This window comes from Ensifer sp. WSM1721, from assembly GCF_000513895.2.
Lineage (GTDB): Bacteria > Pseudomonadota > Alphaproteobacteria > Rhizobiales > Rhizobiaceae > Sinorhizobium.
The window spans coordinates 2,358,602-2,371,789 of record NZ_CP165782.1; the positions used below are offsets into that span (position 1 = coordinate 2,358,602).

At 62.6% G+C, this 13,188-nt stretch carries 12 protein-coding genes; 8 read left to right on the forward strand and 4 right to left on the reverse strand.

The window, feature by feature from the left end; translation table 11 throughout:
- Positions 1-3 precede the first annotated feature (3 nt).
- The 7 genes from choW (at position 4) to ade (ending at position 7,189) form a co-directional block, all read left to right on the forward strand.
- A complete protein-coding gene (gene choW, locus M728_RS11555) occupies positions 4-849 on the forward strand; it encodes a choline ABC transporter permease subunit (protein WP_026618848.1) in 846 nt (281 codons plus the stop codon).
- Entirely contained in the window at positions 846-1,892 is a 1,047-nt protein-coding gene (choV, locus tag M728_RS11560; RefSeq protein WP_026618847.1) for a choline ABC transporter ATP-binding protein, read from the forward strand. The genes choW and choV overlap by 4 nt, the downstream gene beginning before the upstream one ends.
- A gap of 88 nt (positions 1,893-1,980) precedes the next feature.
- Entirely contained in the window at positions 1,981-2,724 is a 744-nt protein-coding gene (locus tag M728_RS11565) for a HugZ family protein (RefSeq protein ID WP_026618846.1), read from the forward strand.
- A 118-nt stretch (positions 2,725-2,842) separates the two neighbouring features.
- Positions 2,843-3,187, forward strand: a complete 345-nt coding sequence (locus tag M728_RS11570) for a helix-turn-helix transcriptional regulator (protein ID WP_026617991.1) — start codon at positions 2,843-2,845, stop codon at positions 3,185-3,187.
- A 103-nt stretch (positions 3,188-3,290) separates the two neighbouring features.
- Entirely contained in the window at positions 3,291-3,827 is a 537-nt protein-coding gene (locus M728_RS11575; protein WP_026618845.1) for an AAA family ATPase, read from the forward strand.
- A gap of 246 nt (positions 3,828-4,073) precedes the next feature.
- The gene (locus M728_RS11580) at positions 4,074-5,402 is read left to right on the forward strand and encodes an aspartate aminotransferase family protein (RefSeq protein WP_026618844.1); all 1,329 of its coding nucleotides are present in this window, start codon (positions 4,074-4,076) and stop codon (positions 5,400-5,402) included.
- Positions 5,403-5,491: 89 nt separating this feature from the next.
- The gene (gene ade / locus M728_RS11585) at positions 5,492-7,189 is read left to right on the forward strand and encodes an adenine deaminase (RefSeq protein ID WP_370906448.1); all 1,698 of its coding nucleotides are present in this window, start codon (positions 5,492-5,494) and stop codon (positions 7,187-7,189) included.
- A 76-nt stretch (positions 7,190-7,265) separates the two neighbouring features.
- On the opposite strand, the gene M728_RS11590 is transcribed toward ade, so the two are convergent.
- On the reverse strand, positions 7,266-8,912 hold the full coding sequence (locus M728_RS11590; protein WP_026618842.1) for an alpha-glucosidase family protein: 1,647 nt from the start codon (positions 8,910-8,912) through the stop codon (positions 7,266-7,268).
- A 143-nt stretch (positions 8,913-9,055) separates the two neighbouring features.
- On the opposite strand from M728_RS11590, the gene M728_RS11595 reads away from it, so the two are divergent.
- Positions 9,056-9,982: a sugar kinase gene (locus M728_RS11595; RefSeq protein ID WP_026618841.1), complete on the forward strand. Its 927-nt coding sequence runs from the start codon at positions 9,056-9,058 to the stop codon at positions 9,980-9,982.
- Positions 9,983-10,168: 186 nt separating this feature from the next.
- Here M728_RS11595 and der read toward each other — a convergent pair whose 3' ends face one another.
- The 3 genes from der to M728_RS11610 form a co-directional block, all read right to left on the reverse strand.
- Positions 10,169-11,602 (reverse strand): ribosome biogenesis GTPase Der, encoded by a 1,434-nt coding sequence (der, locus tag M728_RS11600; protein ID WP_026618840.1) that lies wholly within the window; start codon positions 11,600-11,602, stop codon positions 10,169-10,171.
- Positions 11,603-11,732: 130 nt separating this feature from the next.
- Positions 11,733-12,401, reverse strand: a complete 669-nt coding sequence (locus M728_RS11605) for a tetratricopeptide repeat protein (RefSeq protein WP_026618839.1) — start codon at positions 12,399-12,401, stop codon at positions 11,733-11,735.
- A gap of 85 nt (positions 12,402-12,486) precedes the next feature.
- Positions 12,487-13,074 (reverse strand): NnrU family protein, encoded by a 588-nt coding sequence (locus tag M728_RS11610; RefSeq protein ID WP_026618838.1) that lies wholly within the window; start codon positions 13,072-13,074, stop codon positions 12,487-12,489.
- Positions 13,075-13,188: the final 114 nt, after the last annotated feature.

The following is a 13,188-nucleotide window of genomic DNA, read 5'->3' on the forward strand; positions in this document are numbered from 1 at the left end:
TCCGTGGAATTTCTGACTGAAAACCGAATCCCGATCGGCGGCTGGGCCAAGGCGTTCGTCGACTGGCTGACGACGAATTTCGAGCTGTTTTTCGACCAGCTCGCAAATCTGCTTTCGGCGATCATTTCCGTTCTGCTCTACATCCTGCAAACGCCACATCCGCTCATCGTCGTCGCTGTGGTGACCGCATCGGCGTGGTGGTTCCGCCGCTCCATCGGAATTGCGGTATTCACCTGTCTTGGGCTGCTCTTGATCGTCAACCAGGGCTACTGGAAGGAGACCACCGAGACGCTGGCGCTTGTGCTCGCAGCGACCTTCGTCAGCATGGCGGTCGGCGTCCCGCTCGGCATCGTCGCTGCGCGTCGCGCCTGGATCTACTCGATCATGCGCCCGATCCTGGATCTGATGCAGACCATCCCGACCTTCGTCTATCTCATTCCGGCCCTGATCCTTTTCGGTCTCGGCATGGTGCCTGGACTGATTGCGACCGTCATTTTCGCCATTCCCGCCCCCATTCGCCTGACGCGTCTCGGCATCATTTCGACGCCGCCGTCGCTGGTGGAGGCGGCCGAGTCCTTTGGGGCAACACCGTGGCAGGTGCTGCGCAAGGTGGAATTGCCCTTCGCGATGCCGCAGATCATGGCGGGCCTCACCCAGACGATCATGCTGTCGCTCTCGATGGTGGTGATCGCCGCTCTCGTCGGTGCCGACGGCCTCGGCGTTCCGGTCCTCAGGGCGTTGAACACGGTCAATATTGCCAGGGGTTTCGAATCCGGCCTCTGCATCGTCATCCTCGCCATCGTTCTCGACCGCCTGTTCCGCTCGTCCGATGAAGGAGAAGGCGCATGACCGACGCCGTCGTTTTCAAGAATGTCGACATCATCTTCGGTAAGAATCCGCAAACCGCCCTGCAGATGGTCGACCAAGGCAAGACGCGCGACGAGATCGGCGCAGCAACGGGCCTGGTGCTCGGCGTCGCCGGCGCCTCGCTCGCCATCAACGAGGGCGAGATCCTGGTGCTGATGGGGCTTTCCGGCTCGGGCAAGTCGACGCTGCTGAGGGCGGTCAATGGCCTTGCGCCGGTGGTACGCGGCGAAGTCGAGGTGAAGACCTCGAACGGATCGCTAAACCCTTATCGCTGCAACGCGAAATCCCTGCGCGATTTCCGCATGCACACCGTCTCGATGGTGTTTCAGCAGTTCGCGCTCCTGCCGTGGCGCACGGTGGCGGACAATGTCGGCTTCGGACTTGAGCTGGCCGGTGTTCCGGAAGCGGAAAAGAAGAAGCGTGTCGGCGAGCAACTCGAACTCGTCAACCTGACGAAATGGGCGGACCGCAAGGTAAACGAACTCTCGGGCGGCATGCAGCAGCGCGTAGGCCTTGCCCGGGCGTTTGCCACCGGCGCGCCGATCCTGCTGATGGACGAACCATTCTCGGCTCTCGATCCGCTGATCCGCACGCGTCTGCAGGACGAACTGCTCGAATTCCAGCGGCGGCTGAAGAAGACGATCATCTTCGTCAGCCACGACCTCGACGAGGCCTTCCGCATCGGCAATCGCATCGCGATCATGGAAGGCGGGCGGATCATCCAATGCGGAACGCCGCAGGAAATCGTGAAGAGCCCAGCGAACCAGTATGTCGCCGATTTCGTCCAGCACATGAACCCGATCACCATGCTGACGGCGAAGGACGTGATGCGGATCGGCGTGGAGCGGGCCGCTGGCGCCGGTGTCACGGCGACCGCCAAACCGACGACGCCGCTCGTGGAGATCCTCGACGCCATGTCCCGCCAGCCCGGCAGCATCGGCGTCGTCGACAACGGCTCGGTGGTCGGCACGATCGACGCGCAGAACATCGTCGAAGGGCTGACGCGCCATCGCAGCAAAGGTTGACGCCGCACGCCAAGCGGCCAATAAAGCCTGGAGCTACCGCTCCGGGCTTTTATTTTGATCCGGCGGCGGCGCCGCAGGAGGCGACACAATGAGCGAGAAACCCAACGTATTGCGCGAGACCGACAACGAGGCGCGCAAGCTCGCGAGGACGCTGCTTCGTTCGGCAAGAAGCGGCGCGCTTGCCGCGATCGAGCCCGACAGCGGCGGCTCTCCCTTCGTCAGCCGCGTGCTGATCGGACTCGACATCGACGGCGCGCCGGTGATTCTCGTCTCACGGCTTTCGACACACACGCAGGCGCTCACTGCCGACAGGCGCGCCTCGCTCCTGACCGGTGAGCCCGGCAAGGGCGACCCCCTCGCCCATCCGCGCCTTACCCTTCAATGCGAAGCCGAAGCCGTTTCGCGCGATTCCGCCCTCCATGCCCGCATTCGCGAACGTTTCCTGAGGCGGCATCCGAAGTCCTCGCTGTACATCGACTTCCCCGATTTCGGCTTTTTCCGCCTCAATCCGCTGCGTGCGAGCCTCAACGGCGGCTTCGGGCGCGCCTATGTTTTGACGGCCGAGGATCTCGTCATCGCCTCGCCTGCCATGGCCGCGCTCGCCGAGATGGAAGCGAGTGCGATTGAGCACATGAACACCGATCATGCCGACGCGGTGAAGTATTATGCGACGACTCACTGCCGGGCGCCTGAGGGGGACTGGAAGATAGTCGCCATCGACGCGGCCGGACTCGATCTTTCCGACGGCGAGCGGCTCCAGCGGCTCGAATTCGAAACGCCGGTCCGGGATGTGACGGAATTACGGCCACTTCTAAAAAAACTTTACCGTTAATCGGCGCTTAGCTACCCCCATTTCTTGCAGTGGGTGGTTGCCCTTTTATGCATCACGGCTAATTATCGTGCTTCGTCAAACATAACTACGTGTGATGAATTTTCGCATGGAGCACGCGATGCAGCCTCTCTCGCCTGAAAGACACGAGGAAGCCGAGATAGCAGCCGGTTTCCTTTCGGCCATGGCAAATCCGAAACGCTTGCTCATCCTCGACTCCCTGGTCAAGGAGGAGATGGCGGTCGGAGCATTGGCCAATAAAGTCGGGCTGAGCCAGTCGGCTCTTTCCCAGCACCTTTCGAAGCTGCGTGCGCAGAATCTGGTCAGCACCCGTCGTGACGCACAGACGATCTACTATTCGAGCTCTTCTGACGCGGTCATGAAGATTTTGGGCGCGCTCTCTGAGATCTATGGCGAAGTCACAAGCGCCGTGGAAGAAAAACCCCTCGTCCGCAAGTCGGCGTAACCTCCCAAGACGCCAGGCCGGACAGACCAGCCTCACAAGCCCCGGCGACCCAGTCGCGCGGGGCTTATGTTTTTTATTGCGCGGCTGCATGCTATTGATCGCTATGGATCATGCGGGCGAAATTCTCATACTCACCGGGCCGGCCGGTTCTGGAAAAACCACGACAGCGCAGAAGCTTGCCGGAGAGCCTGGATCGTCGAAGGTCCATCTGCATTGCGACGACTTCTGGCACTTCATCAAGAACGGAGCGAGCCCGCCCTATCTGCCTGAAGCGCGTGAGCAAAACATCCTTGTGGTCGATGTTTTGACGAAGGTGGCCGCGGCGTACGCCGATGGTGGTTATTTTGTCGTGGTAGACGGCATTGTCGGACCTTGGTTCTTGGAACCATTCAAGAAGATCTCAGCGCCGCTGCACTACGTCGTTCTACGTCCACCGCTCGATGTCGCGATCCGGCGTTGCCAGGAGCGTGGCGGGGACACCTTGACCGACCCCGGGCCTATCACGGAGCTGTACCGACAGCTCTCATGGCTGGGGCCGCTTGAGCGGCATGTTCTGTCAACCAACGGACACAGTCGGGACGACACCCTGAGGGCGGTGATCGAGGCCGTGAAAAGCGGGTCGTTTCGCCTGCCGACATAACAAATAGGCGAGCTCCCACGAACCAGCTTCGCAAGCACCGCGGTCATCATGCATGCCCTGCAACACGGCAGCTTCGAGCATGTGTGCAGCCGAGCATGGTGCTACCCGAATTGCGACAGTTCATGGTGTGGGACGCGATCGACCGCAGGCTTGACGCTTATCGGCGCGCTGATAGTTTGACCAACAGGTAAAAGAATCCGGCTTAAGCCATCGCAGCATGGGCAGAATCCACCGAGGAGAACCGACATGTCGAACCGCCTGAACACCACGCCGAACGATCTGCGCGCCTTCTGGATGCCGTTCACCGCCAACCGGCAATTCAAGAAGGAACCGCGCCTCTTCGTCGGCGCCAAGGACATGTACTACACGACGCATGACGGCAGGACGGTGCTCGATGGAACGGCCGGCCTCTGGTGCGTCAATGCCGGCCATTGTCGGCCGAAGATTACCGAGGCAATCCGCGAGCAGGCGGGAGAACTCGACTATGCGCCAGCGTTCCAGCTCGGTCACCCGAAGGCATTCGAGCTCGCCAATCGGCTCGTCGACATCGCGCCCGAAGGCCTGAACCACGTTCTCTACACCAATTCCGGCTCGGAATCGGTCGATACGGCCCTCAAGGTGGCGCTTGCCTATCACCGTGCCAAGGGCAACGGCTCGCGCTTTCGCCTCATCGGCCGCGAGCGCGGCTATCACGGCGTCAACTTCGGCGGCATCTCGGTCGGCGGCATCGTTGCCAACCGCAAGATGTTCGGCACGCTTCTGACCGGCGTCGACCATCTGTCGCACACGCACCTGCCGGGCAAGAACGCGTTTACCCGCGGCGAGCCGGAGCACGGCGCCGATCTCGCCGACGAATTGGAACGGATTGTCACGCTGCACGACGCCTCGACCGTCGCGGCCGTCATCGTCGAACCGGTGGCGGGCTCGACCGGCGTGCTCATCCCGCCGAAGGGCTATCTTCAGAGGCTGCGTGACATCTGCACCAAGCACGGCATCCTGTTGATCTTCGACGAGGTTATCACCGGTTATGGGCGCCTCGGCACGCCCTTTGCCGCCCAATATTTCGACGTGAAACCGGACATCATCACCACCGCCAAGGGGCTCACCAACGGGGTGATCCCGATGGGCGCGGTCTTCGTCACTTCCGAAATCCACGATGCCTTCATGACCGGACCGGAGCACCTGATCGAGTTCTTCCACGGCTACACCTATTCCGGCAACCCGATCGCATCCGCAGCCGCGCTCGGAACGCTCGACACCTACAAGGAAGAAGGGCTTTTGACGCGCGCCGCCGATCTCGCCTCCTATTGGGAAGAAGCGCTGCATTCGCTCAAGGACTGCCCGCATGTGATCGACATCCGCAATATCGGCCTGATCGGCGCGATCGAGCTCCAGCCGATCGCCGGCGAGCCGACGAAGCGCGCCTTCTCCGCCTTCCTGAAAGCCTACGAGAAGGGCCTGTTGATCCGGACGACCGGCGACATCATCGCGCTGTCGCCGCCGCTGATCATCGAAAAGCGCCAGATCGACGAGCTCTTCGATAAACTGCGCGACGTTCTGAAGAACAACATCTGAGATTGGCCGCTCAAATCTCCCGGCCCTTTCCCCGCATGCGGGGAGAGGGTTATTGTCATGAACAAACGTCGAAGAGCGGGGTGCAGGGGATGTCTGAAGCGCTGGAACGATTCATCGATCAGGGCGTTGGCCGCGAGCCGGCGGACATCGTGCTCAAGGGCGGGCGGTTCTTCGATCTCGTCACGGGCGAACTCGTCGCTTCCGACATCGCCATCTCCGGCGACCGGATCGTCGGCACCTGCGGCGGTTATCAGGGGCGCGAGGAGATCGACATCTCCGGCCTGACCGTCGTTCCCGGCTTCATCGATACGCACTTGCACATCGAATCCTCGCTCGTCACTCCCCACGAGTTCGACCGCTGCGTCCTGCCGCTCGGGATCACCACCGCCATCTGCGATCCTCATGAGATCGCCAATGTTCTCGGCACCGAGGGCATCCAGTTCTTCCTGGATTCGGCGATGGAAACGATCATGGACATCCGAGTCCAGCTTTCCTCCTGCGTGCCGGCGACGCATCTCGAAACATCCGGCGCCGACCTGCCGGTCGAGCGGCTCGTGCCCTTCCGCCACCACCCGAAAGTGATCGGCCTCGCCGAGTTTATGAATTTCCCCGGCGTCGTCCACAAGGATCCGGTGTGTCTGGCGAAGCTCGATGCCTTCCAGAACGGCCACATCGACGGCCATGCGCCGCTCCTGCGCGGCAAGGAGCTGAACGGCTACCTCGCGACCGGCATCCGAACCGACCACGAATGCACGAGTGCGGAGGAGGCGCTCGAAAAGATCCGCAAGGGCATGCACATCCTCGTGCGCGAAGGCTCCGTCTCGAAGGACTTGCATGCGCTGATGCCGATCATCACCGAGCGGCTGTCGCCTTATCTCGCGCTCTGCACCGACGACCGGAATCCGCTCGACATCGCCGAACAGGGCCATCTCGACCACATGATCCGCACGGCGATCGCGGCCGGCGTGGAGCCGCTCGCCATCTATCGCGCCGCCTCCATCTCGGCCGCGCGCGCCTTCGGCCTCCGCGACCGCGGCCTTGTGGCGCCCGGCTGGCGCGCCGACCTCGTCGTCGTCGACAGCCTGGAAAACTGCAAGGCTCAGATGGTCTTTTCCGCCGGCAGACGGGTGAGTGATGCACTCTTCGCCGGGCGAAAGCCGGTCGAGCCGGTGGGGCTCGACAGCGTCAGGGCGCGCGAGGTGAAGGCCGCCGACTTCGCCATTCCCTACACCGAAGGCGAGACCTCCGTAATCGGCGTGCTGCGCGGCAAGATCATCACCGAGCACCGCCGTTACCGCCTGCCCGCAGAGGGCAACCAGACCGGCGTCGATCTCGGCCGCGATATCATCAAGGTCGCGGTTATCGAACGCCACGGCATCAATGGCAATCACGCGAACGGCTTCGTCCAGGGTTTCGGCCTGAAGAAGGGCGCGATCGCCTCCACCGTCGGGCACGACAGCCACAACATCTGCGTCGTCGGCGTCAGCGACGAAGATATGGCGCTCGCCGCCAATCGGCTCAGCGAGATCAAGGGTGGCTTCGTCGTCGTCGAAGACGGCAGGGTCACGGGGGAGATCGCGCTTCCGGTCGCCGGGCTGATGAGCCTCGAACCCCATGAACGAGTGCGCGACACCCTGCATCACCTGCGTCAGGCAGCCTTCGCGCTCGGCGCAACGCTTGAGGAGCCCTTCCTGCAGCTCGCCTTCCTGCCGCTGCCGGTCATTCCGCACCTGAAGATTTCCGATCGTGGGCTCGTAGATGTGGATAAATTCGCCTTGATCGGCTGAGGCTGCCCTCTCGATCAACCCCTCCGGGCCGTCGCTGCTGTCCGGCGCTCGTACCCGGAGAAAGCTAGCCTCTCCCTCACCGCAGCCTTCCGCAGAAGACGTCGAGCTCGCCGAGCGTGATCGTGTTGTTCGCAAAGAGGGGGGCAAAGCCGGGCATCGGCAGCGGCTGGGTGACCCGCATGTTGACCGAAAGTTGAACCGTCTGCGGTTCCCGCGTCAGGTTGAAGACGAACAGCAGCCGCTCGCCGCCGCCTTCTCTGGTGAAAGCCAGGACATCCTGGTTGAACACAAGGAAGGCCATATCCCCATCGATCAGCGGCGCGTGCAGGCGACGAAAGGCGAGCGTGCGACGATAGTGCTCCAGCACCGACTCCGAAACGCCTTCCTGCGCATTGACCGCCAGCATTCGCTGTTCATCGCGCACCGGCAGCCACGGGATGCCGGTGGAGAAGCCGGCATTCGTCAGTTCCTTCTCCCACACCATCGGTGTGCGGCATCCGTCGCGACCGGCGAAGGCGGGCCAGAAGCGGATGCCATAGGGATCCCGTAGTTCCTCGAAGGCAAGTTCCGCTTCCGGCAGCCCCAGTTCCTCGCCCTGATAAAGGCATATCGAGCCGCGGAGCGTGGCCAGCAGCGAGATAGCAAGCTTCGCCACCCGGCTCCGATCGGCTTCGCGAAGCGCAAAACGGCTGACGTGGCGCATCACGTCGTGATTGGAAAAGGCCCAGCAGATCCAACCGTCCTTGACGGTTACTACGGAATTTTCGACGCAACGGCGAATGTGCCGCGCCGTGAATTCCGGCCCGAGAAGGTCGAAGGTATAGCACATATTGAGCTTGTCACCGCCGCTCGTATAGGCGGCGACGGTCTGCAGCGAGCGGGCGCCGTCGCCGACCTCGCCCACTGTCGCGCGGCCGCCATATTCATCGAGCAGCGCCCGCAACCGGCGCAGGAAGACGATGTTTTCCGGCTGGGTCTTGTCGTAAATGTGGTCTTGCATCCCGTAGGGATTGACGTCGGGCGCATCTCGGCTTGTAGCTTCGGGATCCGGTACGAGCGGCGGATTGTCCCTGAGAAGCCGGTCATGGAAATAGAAATTCGCCGTATCGAGCCGGAACCCGTCGACGCCGCGGTCGAGCCAGAAGCGGACCGTCGAGAGGACCGCTTCCTGAACCTCGGGATTGTGGAAATTGAGGTCAGGCTGCGACGACAGGAAATTGTGCAGGTAGTATTGCCTGCGCACGCCGTCCCATTCCCAGGCCGGGCCGCCGAAGATCGAGAGCCAGTTGTTCGGCGCCGTACCGTCCGGTTTGGGGTCGGCCCAGACGTACCAATCCGCCTTGGCATCGGTCCCGCTCGAGCGGCTCTCCACGAACCACGGGTGACGGTCGGACGTGTGCGAGATCACCTGGTCGATGATCACCTTCAGCCCAAGCCGGTGCGCCTCCGCAAGCATGTCGTCGAAATCCGCGAGCGTGCCGAACATCGGATCGACGTCGCAATAATCCGAGACGTCGTAGCCCATGTCCGCCTGCGGCGACGTGAAGAAAGGCGACAGCCAGATGGCATCGACGCCGAGCGAAGCGATATGGGAAAGGCGCCGGGTTATTCCGCGCAGGTCGCCGATGCCGTCCCCATCCGTGTCCTGGAACGACCGCGGATAGACCTGATAGATCACCGCGCCGCGCCACCAATCGTCGCCTGCCCTCGATGCAATCGCCATCGCTATCCCTCTGTTCGGCTATTCCAGAAACAGATGTATCTTCCAGCATCGCCTGCGTAAACGCCACTTGCAACATTCGCTTGCCGGAACGACGGCACACCGCTAACGCATTGTGCATTGCGCGACGGAAAAGGAGGAGCAAAATGGCAGGCAGCATGCTTTCGATCGGCGAATGCATGGTCGAACTGATGCAGGCGGAGGGCGGATTGCTGCGCAAGGGCTATGCGGGCGACACATTCAACACCGCCTATTACGCGCGCCTTTTCCTGCCGAGCGATTGGGCGGTCGAATATCTGACCGCGGTCGGCACCGATCTGGTGTCGAGCGAAATGCTCGCCTTCATCGAGAGCACCGGCGTCGGCACGGCGCATATCCCGAGGATCGAAGGCCGCATGCCGGGCCTCTACATGATCCACCTCAAGGATGGCGAACGCAGCTTCTCCTATTGGCGCTCGACCTCCGCCGCCAAGCTGCTCGCCGACGATCCGGAACGATTGAGAGCGGCGATCGCGACATCGGACGTCGTCTTCTTCTCCGGCATCACCCTGGCGATCCTTTCGCCGAACGCCGTCGAGACGCTGCTGTCGGAACTGCGGCGGGCAAAGGCTGGCGGCAAGCGGATCGTCTTCGATCCGAACATCCGGCCGCGCCTTTGGGACGATGCGACGAGGATGCGCGCCACGATTGAGGCCGGTGCCCGGGCAGCGACAATGATCCTGCCGAGCTATGACGACGAGGCGACGCATTTCGGCGACGCCTCGATCGACGCGACGATCGAGCGCTACCGGGCGCTCGGCGCCGAGAACGTCGCGGTCAAGGATGGCGCCAATGGCGTCACGCTGCAATTTGGCAGAGAGGAGCGCCGGCATATCCCGGCCGCGTCCGTTTCCCGCATCGTCGACACCACCAGCGCCGGCGACAGTTTCAACGGTTCGTTCCTCGCCCGCTTGGTGGCCGGCGACAGCCCGGCCGAGGCAGCCGCCTTCGCCGCACGCGTGGCCGCCGCCGTCATCGGTCATCATGGGGCGCTGGTGGCGCGGGAGAAGCTGATGGTGGACCAGATCGATTGAGGGCTACAGTCGGTTCTCCCCTCACCCTACAGCGCCGTGCGTCTTTTCAGACGCACAAAGGACGCTGTAGCACTTTGAATGGCTGCATGTTTTTGTCCTTAAATCGGGTACGATTTAAGGAAACATGCAGTAGCCCTCCGCACGGGCGAAGGTGGCCGGCAGGCTGGATGAGCGGCGAACTTTCCCTCAACGCTTCTTGCGCGCCTTCGACTCGTACGGATTGTCCGACGCACGGAGATGGATGCGGATCGGCACGCCCGGCAGGTCGAAATCGGTGCGCAGGCCGTTGGTGAGGTAACGGATATAAGATTCCGGCACCGCTTCGGGCCGCGTGCAGGAGATCATGAAGCCGGGCGGGCGGGCCTTCACCTGCGTCATGTATTTGAGCTTCAGGCGGCGACCGGAGACAGCCGGCGGCGGGTGCTGCACCTGCTGCGATTCCAGCCAGCGATTGAGGCGCGCCGTCGAGATGCGGCGGTTCCAGACCCTGTCGGTGTCGATGATCGCTTGCATCAGCCGGTCGAGGCCGTAGCCGGTGTGCCCGGATATCGGCACCGCCTTGATGCCGCGCGCCTGCGGCAGCAGCCGTTCGGTCTTTTCGCGCAGATCCGCAAGCACCGCCTGCCAATTCTCGACGAGATCCCATTTGTTGAAGGCGAGCACGGCTGCGCGTCCTTCGCGCAGCACCAGATCGACGATCTGCAGGTCCTGCTTCTCGAAGGGAATGGTGGCGTCGAAGACGATGACGACGGTCTCGGCGAAGCGGATGGCGCGTAGCGCATCGGCGACGGAAAGCTTCTCCAGCTTCTCCTGCACCTTCGCCTTGCGGCGCATGCCGGCCGTGTCGAACATCTTGATCGTGCGCCCGTGCCACTGCCATTCGACGGAGATGGAATCGCGGGTGATACCGGCCTCCGGACCGGTCAGAAGCCGGTCCTCGCCGAGGAAGCGGTTGATCAGCGTCGACTTGCCGGCGTTCGGCCGGCCGACGATCGCGACGCGCAGGGGTTTCGTTTCGTCGTAGACCGGTTCGGCCTCTTCGTCCTCCGCCCCGACACCGCCGCTCTCCGGACGAATGTCGACATCCGTTTCGGCCACATCCTCGGCCGGCGGAAACGCCCTCTCCTCCCCGAGCGCGGCAATGATCGCATCGCGCAGATCGGGCATGCCCTGGCCATGCTCCGCCGAGATCGGGCACGGCTCGCCGAGGCCGAGCGTGAAGGCATCGTAGAAGCCGCCCTCGGAGCCGCGCGCCTCGGCCTTGTTGGCGACCACCACCACCGGCTTGCCCCGCCGACGCAGCATCTCGGCCAGCGTCTCGTCGGCCGGCGTCAGACCAGCCTTGGCGTCGATTACGAAAAGCGAAAGATCGGCCTCGTCGATCGCCGCCTCGGTCTGCGCCCACATCCGGCCCTGCAGACTATCGGGCGCCGACTGTTCGAGACCGGCTGTGTCGATAATGCGGAACTTGAGATCGACGAGCTTGGCGTCGCCCGGACGCCGATCACGGGTGACCCCCGGTGTGTCGTCGACGAGCGCCAGCTTCTTGCCAACCAGACGGTTAAACAAGGTGGATTTGCCGACATTTGGGCGACCCACGATGGCGACGGTGAAGCTCATCTCGAAATCCGTTCTTGCGCTGGAGCGGGAAGAAGAAAAGTGTGAAGCGGTCTTCCGCCCGCATCCCGCTCCGGCTCTTTAGAGTCGATCATGATGATTTCAGGTTCATGCGACCCGAAATCGTCGTGACTTAGGCTTTGCCGCTCGCGGCAATCACGTCAAGCAGCATCTGCGCCCGGCTCATGATGCCGCGCGGGCTCTCGGCGTCTTCGGTGATCTGCTGGAACCAGCCTTTCGCCTTCACGTAATCGCCCGCCTTGTAGGCCGCAAGGCCGAGTGCCTCGCGAGCCGAATGGCGCATGGCGTTCTGCGGAACGGCCAATTGCTCGACCTCGGCAGAGACCTGGTCGTACGTCCCCGCATCGATCAGCAGGTAGGCTGCGCGGAGCCGCGCCGCGTCGCGCAGCGCCGGCGGAATGCGTGTATCCTTGCCGATCTCCGAAAACGCCGTGATCGCCGCCTCGGTTTCGCCCTTTTGCGCTTGAAGTGTCGCCGTACGCAGCCGCGCGAGAACCGGATAGGAGCCGTAGCCTTCCTTCTCCAGTTGCGTCAGCGCCGTGAGTGCCTCGTCTGTCTTGTTTGCCTTTGCGAGGTCGAGCGCCGCGAGGAACGCATCGCCCGACTGCGAGGAGGATGTCTCCTGCCAATAATCGTAGCCGACCTTGCCGACAGTTCCGAGCACGATCAGGACGGCAAGCCCGATGATGAGACCGCCGAAGCGCGTCCAGATGGCTTTCATCTGGTCGGAGCGGAGTTCTTCATTGACCTCGCGGATAAAGCTGTCGTCCTGGTTTACCATGTCCTGTCCCGGCTGCCCGGCCTTCATGCAAAGAGTTGGCGCCTTCTACCCGATTTTGCGCCGCTTGTAAGGGGGCCGACGTCATTTACCCCATAACGATGGGAGGGACGCCGATCAGCCAATCGTGCAGTTTCCAGACGAAGAGCACATAGGCAGCGAGGCCGATGACGATCGCCAGCACGTCATTGCGCGCCGACTTGAACACCCGCAGCACGGTTTCGCCCGCGCGCTCGCGTCGTTTCAATGAGATGCGCAGGATCACCGCCCAGGCGAGAAAGGAACCGAAGAGCAGCACCGAAGACGTCTCGCCATTCGCAAGCAGGTGCGCCAGTGCCCAGATTTTGATCGAGAGTATCTGCGGATGCTTGACCGCGACGGCGATGCGCCCCGCCGGCAGGGAGCCTGCGGCGAGCAAGACAAAGGCAAAGAGCATCAGCAGAAGGGCGATGTGGCGCAGGAACACGGGCGGATCGTAGAGTATGCCCGTTTCGCCGCGCGCCTGCCCGAATCCGTAGATGATCAGACAGAGGCCGACGAAGCTGACGAGCGTATAGAGCCCCATCCATGTGCCCTTACCGCGACTCTCGATGATGCCAGCGCGAAAACCGGGTGCAACCACCCGGACGAGGTGCATGCCGAGGAAGATTACGATACCCAAAAGCAGAAGCGCCATATCACACCCGATCTCGAAACGTTGCCCGTCTAAAGCGAGCGCAAGAGCTGCTCGCTCGTCCCGCTTTAATAGTTTGTTCACCGTCGAATAGCGCTATCCCCCGCGAATTTCCAG

What these genes read in the sequence shown, in the direction of transcription:
- choV (WP_026618847.1), top strand. Translation starts at nt 846, where the DNA reads ATGACCGACGCCGTCGTTTTCAAGAATGTCGACATCATCTTCGGTAAG.
- M728_RS11565 (WP_026618846.1), top strand. Translation starts at nt 1,981, where the DNA reads ATGAGCGAGAAACCCAACGTATTGCGCGAGACCGACAACGAGGCGCGC.
- M728_RS11570 (WP_026617991.1), top strand. Translation starts at nt 2,843, where the DNA reads ATGCAGCCTCTCTCGCCTGAAAGACACGAGGAAGCCGAGATAGCAGCC.
- M728_RS11575 (WP_026618845.1), top strand. Translation starts at nt 3,291, where the DNA reads ATGGATCATGCGGGCGAAATTCTCATACTCACCGGGCCGGCCGGTTCT.
- M728_RS11580 (WP_026618844.1), top strand. Translation starts at nt 4,074, where the DNA reads ATGTCGAACCGCCTGAACACCACGCCGAACGATCTGCGCGCCTTCTGG.
- ade (WP_370906448.1), top strand. Translation starts at nt 5,492, where the DNA reads ATGTCTGAAGCGCTGGAACGATTCATCGATCAGGGCGTTGGCCGCGAG.
- M728_RS11590 (WP_026618842.1), bottom strand. Translation starts at nt 8,912, where the DNA reads ATGGCGATTGCATCGAGGGCAGGCGACGATTGGTGGCGCGGCGCGGTG.
- M728_RS11595 (WP_026618841.1), top strand. Translation starts at nt 9,056, where the DNA reads ATGGCAGGCAGCATGCTTTCGATCGGCGAATGCATGGTCGAACTGATG.
- der (WP_026618840.1), bottom strand. Translation starts at nt 11,602, where the DNA reads ATGAGCTTCACCGTCGCCATCGTGGGTCGCCCAAATGTCGGCAAATCC.
- M728_RS11605 (WP_026618839.1), bottom strand. Translation starts at nt 12,401, where the DNA reads ATGGTAAACCAGGACGACAGCTTTATCCGCGAGGTCAATGAAGAACTC.
- M728_RS11610 (WP_026618838.1), bottom strand. Translation starts at nt 13,074, where the DNA reads ATGGCGCTTCTGCTTTTGGGTATCGTAATCTTCCTCGGCATGCACCTC.